Annotated in this window: 9 protein-coding genes; 7 read left to right on the forward strand and 2 right to left on the reverse strand. The window is 61.9% G+C overall.

Translation table 11 applies throughout. From position 1 onward, the window contains the following. The first annotated feature begins 82 nt into the window (after positions 1-82). The 4 genes from CAF77_RS24695 to CAF77_RS24710 all read left to right on the forward strand — a co-directional run bounded on the left by CAF77_RS24695 (position 83) and on the right by CAF77_RS24710 (position 3172). A complete protein-coding gene (locus tag CAF77_RS24695) occupies positions 83-493 on the forward strand; it encodes a translation initiation factor 2 (protein ID WP_011333001.1) in 411 nt (136 codons plus the stop codon). Between the two features lie 7 nt (positions 494-500). Continuing rightward, positions 501-1178 (forward strand): response regulator transcription factor, encoded by a 678-nt coding sequence (locus CAF77_RS24700; protein WP_007958370.1) that lies wholly within the window; start codon positions 501-503, stop codon positions 1176-1178. A 136-nt stretch (positions 1179-1314) separates the two neighbouring features. Continuing rightward, positions 1315-1764 (forward strand): Spy/CpxP family protein refolding chaperone, encoded by a 450-nt coding sequence (locus CAF77_RS24705; RefSeq protein WP_064378588.1) that lies wholly within the window; start codon positions 1315-1317, stop codon positions 1762-1764. A gap of 67 nt (positions 1765-1831) precedes the next feature. Next, on the forward strand, positions 1832-3172 hold the full coding sequence (locus CAF77_RS24710) for a HAMP domain-containing sensor histidine kinase (protein WP_064378587.1): 1341 nt from the start codon (positions 1832-1834) through the stop codon (positions 3170-3172). 5 nt (positions 3173-3177) lie between these two features. Here CAF77_RS24710 and CAF77_RS24715 read toward each other — a convergent pair whose 3' ends face one another. Further along, positions 3178-3744, reverse strand: coding sequence for a nitroreductase family protein (locus CAF77_RS24715; protein WP_064378586.1), 567 nt, complete (start codon positions 3742-3744; stop codon positions 3178-3180). A gap of 121 nt (positions 3745-3865) precedes the next feature. On the opposite strand from CAF77_RS24715, the gene CAF77_RS24720 reads away from it, so the two are divergent. Further along, on the forward strand, positions 3866-5320 hold the full coding sequence (locus CAF77_RS24720; protein WP_064378585.1) for a TrkH family potassium uptake protein: 1455 nt from the start codon (positions 3866-3868) through the stop codon (positions 5318-5320). Here CAF77_RS24720 and CAF77_RS24725 read toward each other — a convergent pair. Continuing rightward, complete coding sequence (locus tag CAF77_RS24725) at positions 5277-6338, reverse strand: AraC family transcriptional regulator (RefSeq protein WP_199913007.1); 1062 nt, start codon at positions 6336-6338, stop codon at positions 5277-5279. The genes CAF77_RS24720 and CAF77_RS24725 overlap by 44 nt on opposite strands. Before the next feature lie 167 nt (positions 6339-6505). Between CAF77_RS24725 and CAF77_RS24730 the strand changes: the two genes are divergently transcribed. Further along, positions 6506-6817 carry a DUF962 domain-containing protein gene (locus CAF77_RS24730; protein ID WP_041475173.1) on the forward strand — a complete coding sequence of 104 codons (312 nt, stop codon included), beginning with the start codon at positions 6506-6508 and terminating at the stop codon, positions 6815-6817. 23 nt (positions 6818-6840) lie between these two features. Next, positions 6841-7431, forward strand: a complete 591-nt coding sequence (locus CAF77_RS24735; RefSeq protein WP_064378583.1) for an HD domain-containing protein — start codon at positions 6841-6843, stop codon at positions 7429-7431. Positions 7432-7617: the final 186 nt, after the last annotated feature.

The following is a 7617-nucleotide window of genomic DNA, read 5'->3' on the forward strand; positions in this document are numbered from 1 at the left end:
GTTCATCGCGCTCTCAATCGCTCATTATTCTCGTTTGCCGGCCGACAACCTGCCCAATATCCATTTGGAAACAGGAGTCGCGATGCGCAAGGGTCCGTTGTGTCTGATGTTGGTCACGTTGTCGATCATGGCGCCCGCCCATGGTGACGAAAGCACCGAGGGCGGCAGCTCCACGCCGCTTTCATTGAGCGCCGGCAGTCAGATCACCGAGTTGCAGCAGCGCCTGAAGGCCAGTGAGCAGCAACGGGAAGAACTGAGCAAACAACTGCAAAATGCCGACAACACCCGCGAAAGCGCCCAGCTCGCCCGGCTGCGCCAGGAGAACCAGCGTCTGAAGCTGCAACTCAAGGAGGCCCAGGCCAGCCCGCTGCCGCGCCTGCTGACCGAACAGCAGCAATGGTTCGTCACCGGGGCCGGGGTAGCGCTATTGGCGCTGCTCTGCGGTATCTTTGCCAGTGGAGCAAGCCGAAAACGTCGGCAATGGCTAAATTGAGTGAGTCATGAGCGAGCTGTTACTGATTGATGATGACCAGGAGTTGTGTGAACTCCTGAGTAGCTGGCTGAGCCAGGAAGGCTTTCAGGTCCGGGCCTGTCACGATGGCCAGAGCGCCCGCAAGGCGCTGGCCGAAACCGCGCCGGCGGCCGTGGTGCTGGACGTGATGCTGCCCGACGGCAGCGGCCTGGAACTGCTCAAGCAACTACGCAGTGATCATGCCGACCTACCGGTGCTGATGCTTTCGGCCCGGGGCGAGCCGCTGGACCGGATTCTCGGCCTGGAACTGGGCGCCGACGATTACCTGGCCAAACCCTGTGATCCGCGCGAACTGACCGCCCGCCTGCGCGCCGTGCTGCGCCGCAGTCATCCGGCCGCCGTGTCGACCCAGCTGGAGCTGGGCGACCTGAGCTTCAGCCCGGTGCGCGGCGTGGTCAGTATCGACGAAAAGGAATTCACCCTCACCGTCTCCGAAAGCCGTCTGCTCGAGGCCCTGCTCAAGCAACCGGGCGAGCCGCTGGACAAACAGGAACTGGCGCAGATCGCCCTCGGCCGCAAGCTGACCCTGTACGACCGCAGCCTGGACATGCACGTCAGCAACCTGCGCAAAAAGATCGGCCCGCACCCCGACGGCCGCCCGCGCATCGTGGCCCTGCGCAGCCGTGGCTACTACTACAGCCTCTGATCGTCTGTCAGTTTTGTCAGGTCGGCGCGAAAACGTGTTTACCCAAGCTTTACACAGCGCTGACCGCCGCTGACCTTGATCTCCGTAATCTGTACTCATCCGGAACGTACCGGGAACGAGACAAAGGAGATTCACCATGCGCAAGACTCTTATCGCTCTGATGTTTGCCGCTGCCCTGCCGACCGTCGCCATGGCCCTGCCACAGGATGGCGGCCCGATGGGTGGCCCGCTGGACGGCCCGCGCCATGGCGGTCAGATGCACGGCATGCACGGCAAAGGCCCGTACAGCCAGCTGGACCTGTCCCGCGAACAGCGCGAGCAGATCCGCAAGATCATGGGCGAGCAGATGCACGAGCGTAAGCAGACGGTCGAAAAATACCTGGAGAAACTCTCGCCAGCCGACCAGAAAGCCATGAAAGACGAGATGGCGGCCAACCACAAGAAGGCCGAGTCCGATGTCCGCGCCGTGTTGAAACCGGATCAACAGAAGAAATTCGACGAGATCCAGAAGAAACAGGCCGAGCGTCGCGCCGAATGGGCCGAGTTCAAAGCCTGGAAAGCGCAACAGCCGCAAAAGGCGCAATAATGTTCTAGCGTCACGCCCCGACCCAACGGCTCACCGCCGTTGGGTTTTCTTTGTTTGAGGATTTTCTGTGCGTTCATTGTTCTGGCGTATCCTCGCCAGCTTCTGGCTGGCCATCGCTCTGGTTGCAGGGCTTTCCATTCTGCTGGGGCACATGCTCAACCAGGACGCCTGGATCCTCAGCCGCCACCCGGGCCTCAACACCCTGGCCGCCGAATGGACGCAGACTTACGAAACCCAGGGCGAAAACGCCGCCCAGGACATCCTCGAACAGCGCAAGCGCCAGTACCACATCGACGTGCAAGTGCTGAATGAAAGCGGCGACCCGGTGGTGCGCGGCACCTTCCCTCGGCGCGCGGCGGCCTTCGAGGCGCGGCAGAACAACGATGACCGACGCCTGCCCTGGCGCCGTCTGACCGACGAATTCACCAGCGAAAAAAGCGGCGACACCTACCTCTTCATCTATCGCATCCCGCACCCGGAACTCGACGCCTGGCACCGCGAAAGCCTGCTCTGGCCATTGAGTGCGCTGGGCATTGCGCTGGTGGTGCTGACCCTGTTCAGCCTGCTGGTGACGTTCTCCATCACCCGCCCGCTCAGCCGTTTGCGCGGCGCGGTGCACGACCTCGGCCAAACCACCTATCAGCAGAACAGCCTGGCGCAACTGGCCAACCGTCGGGATGAGTTCGGCGTGCTCGCCAACGACTTCAACCGCATGGGCGCACGCCTGCAAAGCCTGATCGGCAGTCAGCGCCAGTTGCTGCGCGATGTGTCCCACGAATTGCGTTCACCGCTGGCACGGCTGCGCATTGCCCTGGCTCTGGCCGAGCGTGCAAGCCCGGAAGAACGGGAAAAACTCTGGCCGCGCCTGACCCGCGAGTGTGATCGGCTGGAAGCGTTGATCAGTGAAATTCTGGTGCTGGCGCGGGTCGATGCCGACAACGCCAGCGCCGAAGAGGTGGATCTGAATGCCTTGCTCGCCACCCTGCAAAAGGACGCGCAACTCGGTTCGCCAGAGCAGACCGTGCGTCTGGAGGCCGAGCCGGTGCTCAATCTGACCGGTTGGCCGACCATGATCGAACGCGCCGTGGACAACCTGCTGCGCAATGCCCAGCGGTTCAACCCGGTCGGGCAGTCGATTGAAATGCAGGCGTCACGTCAGGGCGAGCGGATCGTGGTCAGCGTGCGTGACCATGGGCCAGGGGTGCAGGCCGAACATCTGAGCCAGTTGGGCGAACCGTTTTATCGGGCGCCGGGGCAGACCGCCGCCGGGCATGGCCTCGGACTGGCGATTGCCCGGCGGGCGGCGGAGCGGCATGGCGGGACGCTGGTGCTGGCCAATCATCCGCAGGGCGGCTTTGTGGCGAGTCTTGAATTGCCGCTGGAGCCTGGGGCTGTTGTTCAGCCCTGATGGAGTCAGGCTTTACCCGGCCAGGCGCTGACAAACTCCGCCAGATCAACCTTCTCGGCCACCCGCGGTTCTTTCTGCGGTGTGCCGAGGTACAGGAAGGCAATCACCTCTTCGTCATCCGTCAGGCCCAAACCCTTGGCGACATGTTTCGAGTAAGCCAGATCACCCGTACGCCACACCGCACCAATCCCCTGCGCGTAAGCCGCCAGCAGAATCCCGTGAGCTGCACAGCCTGCGGCCAGCAACTGCTCGGCCTTCGGGTATTTGACGTGATCCTGCAACTTGGCGATGACCACGACCACCAGCGGCGCCCGCAGCGGGCCGTTGCGCGCCTTGTCGATCATCGCTTCGGTGACTTCGCCTTCCTGCATTTTTGCAGCTTCGGCCAGCAACTCGCCCATCTGCTCACGCGCCGCACCTTCGACGGTCAGGAAGCGATACGGCTGCAAATGGCCGTGATCCGGTGCGCGGGTCGCGGCGGCGAACAGCACTTCGCGCTGTTCGGCGGTGGGGGCCGGATCGATCAGTCGTGGAACGGAAACACGGTTGAGCAAAGCGTCGAGAGCCTGCATCGGCCACCTCCTGAAAAAAATGTCCGGCTATTCTAGCTGCAAGTGATCCAGACGCGTCGGTTTACATGCCTTGCACCGCAGGTAGAATGGCGCCCTTCCCACATCAACCCGAGCGGACTTCATGGCGTTGCCGACCTTACGGATCATTGGTTTCATCATCGGCATCTTCCTGATCACCCTGGCCATCGCCATGGTCGTGCCCATGGCCACCCTGGTGATTTTCGAGCGCACCGGCGATCTGCCGTCGTTCCTCTGGGCGAGCATGATCACCTTTCTCGCCGGCCTCGCACTGGTGATTCCCGGTCGCCCGGAACACATTCACCTGCGCCCCCGGGACATGTACCTGCTGACCGTCAGTAGCTGGCTGGTGGTGTGCATCTTTGCCGCGCTGCCGTTTTTGCTGACCCAGCACATCAGTTACACCGACTCGTTCTTCGAAAGCATGTCCGGCATCACGGCCACCGGATCGACCGTGCTCAACCACCTGGACGACATGTCCCCCGGCATTCTGATGTGGCGCTCGCTGCTGCACTGGATCGGCGGCATCGGCTTCATCGGCATGGCGGTGGCGATCCTGCCGCTGCTGCGCATCGGTGGCATGCGCCTGTTCCAGACCGAATCCTCGGACCGCTCGGAAAAGGTCATGCCCCGCTCGCACATGGTGGCGCGGCTGATCGTGGCGGCGTACGTCGGCATCACGATTCTCGGCAGCCTGGCGTTCTGGTGGGCCGGGATGAGCCCGTTCGATGCGATCAACCACGCGATGTCGGCGATTTCCACCGGCGGGTTCTCGACCTCCGACCAGTCCCTGGCCAAATGGACGCAACCGGCGGTGCACTGGGTGGCCGTGGTGGTGATGATTCTCGGCAGTCTGCCGTTCACCCTGTACGTGGCGACGCTGCGCGGCAACCGCCGGGCGCTGATCAAGGATCAACAGGTACAGGGTTTGCTCGGCATGTTGCTGGCGACCTGGCTGGTGCTCGGCACTTGGTACTGGTGGACTACCAACCTGCATTGGCTGGACGCGTTGCGCCATGTGGCGCTGAACGTGACGTCAGTGGTCACCACCACCGGATTTGCATTGGGCGACTACAGCCTGTGGGGCAACTTCTCGCTGATGCTGTTCTTCTATCTGGGCTTCGTCGGCGGCTGTTCCGGTTCGACGGCGGGCGGGATCAAGATTTTCCGCTTCCAGGTCGCCTACATCCTGCTCAAGGCCAACCTTAACCAGTTGATTCACCCGCGTGCGGTGATCAAGCAGAAGTACAACGGTCACCGCCTCGATGAGGAAATTGTCCGGTCGATTCTGACGTTCTCGTTCTTCTTCGCCATCACCATCTGCGTGATCGCCCTGCTGCTGTCGCTGTTGGGCGTGGACTGGATGACGGCGTTGACCGGCGCCGCCAGCACCGTGTCCGGCGTCGGCCCGGGCCTGGGCGAGACCATCGGCCCGGCCGGCAACTTCGCCAGCCTGCCGGATGCGGCCAAGTGGATTCTGTCGTTCGGCATGCTGCTCGGCCGACTGGAGATCATTACGGTGTTTGTGCTGTGTATTCCGGCGTTCTGGCGTCACTGATCGCCTTCGGCGCTTCCAGCAACCGCGCCCGGTAATCGCCGGGCGTGGTGTCGAACCAGCGGCGGAAGGCGCGGAAGAAATTGCTCGGGTCGGCAAAGCCCAACAGATAGGCAATCTCCAGCAAGGTCATGCTCGGCTGCGCCAGGTATTGCTCGGCGAGTTCGCGGCGGGTGTCATCAAGCAACTGCTGAAAACTGGTGCCCTCCTCCTGCAAACGTCGTTGCAAGGTGCGCTGCGACAGGTGCAGGGTCTGCGCCACCGTGTCGCGCTTGGGTTCGCCCTGGGGCAGCAGGCGGCACAACACCTGACGCGCCTTGTGTGTCACGCGGCTTTCGGAAAACCGCGCCAGATATTCCCCGGCAAACCGGTCGTGCAGCAGCGCCATCGCCTCATTGGCGGTGGGCAGTGGCGCTTCCATGTCGGCCCGTTCGAAGATCAGCGCGTCATACGGCGCGTTGAACACCAGCGGTGCATGGAAGGCTTGTTTGTAGGGTTCAAGGTCATCCGGCTCATCGCCCTGCACCAGCACTTTGCGCGGGTGCAGCGTGCGCCCGGTCAGCCAGCCGCACAGCGCCAGCGCGCAGGCCAGCGAGGCTTCGGCACTTTGCCGGGTCGGCGGCAGGTGATCGCCATGCACCGTCAGAATCAACGCATAACCTTCATCGAGCAGGCGAAAACTCAGGTCGGCACTTTCGGCGATGATTCGCTGATAACGCACCAGTCGCTGAAAACCTTCCGCCAGCGTATTGCTGGACATCAGTGCATAGCCCGCGACATGGAACGAAGCCGGTCGCACCACCTTGCCCATGTTCAGGCCGATGGCGGGATTGCCGGACAGCTCGACCGCCCGTTGCCACAGTCGGGTCATGGAATCCTGCGGGAAGCGCGCGTCCGGATCCTCCAGCGCCGCGTAGTCGAGCCCCAGCTGTCTGAACAAAACCCGGCAATCCAGGCCGTCCATTTCCAGTGCCTTGACAATCCCCATCGCCCAGCTTGCAGAAGTCGTTCGTTCGCTCATGGCGTTTTTTCTTGGATGACATGGTGAGCCGCATACTACGGCCGATTTCCCAAGGATAGTAAAGTGGCGCCGATTGTCACTGGCCGACGCCAATGATCACTCTAGACTCAAATAAGCTACCCGCCGAACAACTTGCAATCAGAACAATAACCACAGAGATCGCAGTCGTGGAAACCCTCAAGCCTTTCAACAGCTTCGCCGAGTTCTATCCGTATTACCTCAGCGAGCACAGCAACAGCACCTGCCGTCGCCTGCATTTCATCGGCACGACACTGGTGATCTTCATTCTCGCCCTGACCATCGCCAAGGGCGCCTGGCTGCTGTTGCTTGCCTTGCCGCTGGCCGGCTACAGCTTTGCCTGGGTCGGCCATTTCTTTTTCGAGAAAAACCGCCCGGCCACCTTCCAGCACCCGTTCTACAGCCTGCTCGGCGACTTCGTCATGTACCGCGACATGATCCTGGGCCGCGTGCCGTTCTAGAAATTCCGACCAAGAGGACTGCCATGAGTGCCACTGCCCGTTTCACCCACATGAAGGACGGTACACAGGAAGACTGGGCGATCATTGCGGCGGATTTCAGCGCCTACGCCCGCCAATTGTCCGGCCGGATCGTGGCGCACCTGAAACTGCTAGAAGGCGATTTCGGCGGTTTCCCGGTGGATCGCCTGACCCACTCGCTGCAAACCGCGACCCGCGCCTTTCGCGACGGACGCGACGAGGAATACGTGGTCTGCGCGCTGCTCCACGACATCGGCGACACCCTTGGCTCCTACAATCACCCGGACATCGCCGCCGCCATTCTCAAGCCGTTCGTCAGTGCCGAAAACCTGTGGATGGTGGAAAAGCACGGGATCTTCCAGGGCTACTACTTCTTCCATCACCTGGGCATGGATCGGCACCTGCGCGAGCAGTTCAGCGACCACCCGCAGTTTCTGGCGACCGCGGAGTTCTGCGCAAGATACGACGCGGCGGCGTTCGACCCCGAGTACGACACCCTGCCGCTGAGCTTCTTCGAGCCGATGATGGAAAGGCTGTTTGCCCAGCCGAAAAACTCGATCTACAAAGCGGCGATGGAAGAGCACACCCCGGCCTGATGTTGTCTGCACCGGCCTCATCGCTGGCAAGCCAGCTCCCACAGGTTTTTTGGGGTGTACACAAAGGCTACGTACACCTTCGACCACTGTGGGAGATTCTATGTTGCAGGGGAACCCTGCAACCTTAAATTGGGTTGGTATTCGCTCTGATTTTTCATGAGGGCGAATGCCACCCGGCAAAGCTTA

It is taken from the genome of Pseudomonas sp. R15(2017), assembly GCF_002112685.1.
Taxonomy (GTDB): domain Bacteria; phylum Pseudomonadota; class Gammaproteobacteria; order Pseudomonadales; family Pseudomonadaceae; genus Aquipseudomonas; species Aquipseudomonas glycinae.

Excerpts from the sequence above, each read along its gene's own strand:
- CAF77_RS24715 (WP_064378586.1), bottom strand. The coding sequence starts at position 3,744 with ATGCAGGCTCTCGACGCTTTGCTCAACCGTGTTTCCGTTCCACGACTG.
- CAF77_RS24700 (WP_007958370.1), top strand. The coding sequence starts at position 501 with ATGAGCGAGCTGTTACTGATTGATGATGACCAGGAGTTGTGTGAACTC.
- CAF77_RS24720 (WP_064378585.1), top strand. The coding sequence starts at position 3,866 with ATGGCGTTGCCGACCTTACGGATCATTGGTTTCATCATCGGCATCTTC.
- CAF77_RS24725 (WP_199913007.1), bottom strand. The coding sequence starts at position 6,338 with ATGAGCGAACGAACGACTTCTGCAAGCTGGGCGATGGGGATTGTCAAG.
- CAF77_RS24735 (WP_064378583.1), top strand. The coding sequence starts at position 6,841 with ATGAGTGCCACTGCCCGTTTCACCCACATGAAGGACGGTACACAGGAA.
- CAF77_RS24705 (WP_064378588.1), top strand. The coding sequence starts at position 1,315 with ATGCGCAAGACTCTTATCGCTCTGATGTTTGCCGCTGCCCTGCCGACC.
- CAF77_RS24695 (WP_011333001.1), top strand. The coding sequence starts at position 83 with ATGCGCAAGGGTCCGTTGTGTCTGATGTTGGTCACGTTGTCGATCATG.